2 protein-coding genes are annotated in these 1,249 nt (G+C 43.4%); one reads left to right on the forward strand and one right to left on the reverse strand.

The features are described from left to right. Positions 1–1,042 (reverse strand): leucine-rich repeat domain-containing protein (locus QUA50_RS28500; RefSeq protein WP_333268617.1); only part of this gene is annotated, 1,042 nt, incomplete at its 3' end. 15 nt (positions 1,043–1,057) lie between these two features. On the opposite strand from QUA50_RS28500, the gene QUA50_RS28505 reads away from it, so the two are divergent. Continuing rightward, positions 1,058–1,249: hypothetical protein (locus tag QUA50_RS28505; RefSeq protein WP_333298970.1), on the forward strand; the 192-nt coding region annotated here is incomplete at its 3' end.

Genomic DNA, 1,249 nt, shown 5'->3' on the forward strand with positions numbered 1-1,249 from the left:
GTTTGATGTCCTTGATTTTATTGTTGTTAAGGTTGAGCCTAGTCAGGTTAGTCAAGGATGCTAGCGGTTTGATGTCGCTGATTTGATTGTTGTGGAGATCGAGTACAGTCAGGTTAGTCAAGAAACATCTCCCAAAAAGCCTGTTAACGGCAGCCAGGATGTCTACCCCACAAGAATTATGGGAGGAGCCTAAAGATGCTAGCGGTTTGATGTCCTTGATTTTATTGTTGTTAAGGTTGAGCCTAGTCAGGTTAGTCAAGGATGCTAGCGGTTTGATGTCGTTGATTTTATTGTTGTCGAGGAACAGTGAAGTCAGGTTAGTCAAAGATGCTAGCGGTTTGATATCCCCGATCTGATTTCTGTTGAGGGAGAGGTAATTCAGTTTAGTCAAGGATGCTAGCGGTTTGATATCCCCGATCTGATTTCTGTTGAGAGAGAGGTAATTCACTTTTGTCAAGGATGCTAGCGGTTTGATGTCACGGATTTGATTGCTGTCGAGGAAGAGGCAATTCAGTTTAGTCAAGGATGCTAGCGGTTTGATGTCACGGATTTGATTTTTGTCGAGCCAGAGCCAATCCAGGTTCGTCAAGGATGCTAGCGGTTTGATGTCCTTAATTTGATTGTGGGTGAGGGCGAGGTAATTCAATTTAGTCAAGGATGCTAGCGGTTTGATGTCGCTGATTTGATTGTTGTCGAGGGAGAGCCAATCCAGGCGAGTCAAAGATGCTAGCGGTTTGATATCGCTGATTTGATTTTTGTCGAGCTTTAGTTTCGTGAGACTCGAAAGTTGTCGATCGGCCGCCTCGCACTCAGTAGTTCCCGCTTTCTTCAACAACACCTCAACAGTATGTTTAGTTTCAGCACTCAAAGAAGCCTTTTTGCGACACCAATTAGCAAATGTCCATTCACTATCGCCCCGTTGTTTCTGCACGAGCCATGAGAAAGGTTCATTTCCACTAATTAGTGACTTACCAAATATTCCCAGTAACAGAATGCTGGCCAATCCTATCGAAGTCAATCTCATCAATTGGGGCTGATTCATAGCATCTCCTAAAATGTGGTAGATGTCAAAAGTAAAGATATCGCAAACACTTTAGCTGGCTTTAGCCCGACGTTCTTGAAACCGTGGTACAAACCATTGGCAGTGACAGAAAGTGTTTTGTTCAGGGCTTTTATCTTAAATAGCTTATGGTGTAAGCTGTTACAACATGAGCTCAGTATACCCATTTTCTCCACTCCAAATTACACC

Source organism: Microcoleus sp. M2_D5, assembly GCF_036701935.1.
In the GTDB taxonomy this organism is placed as follows: domain Bacteria; phylum Cyanobacteriota; class Cyanobacteriia; order Cyanobacteriales; family Microcoleaceae; genus Microcoleus.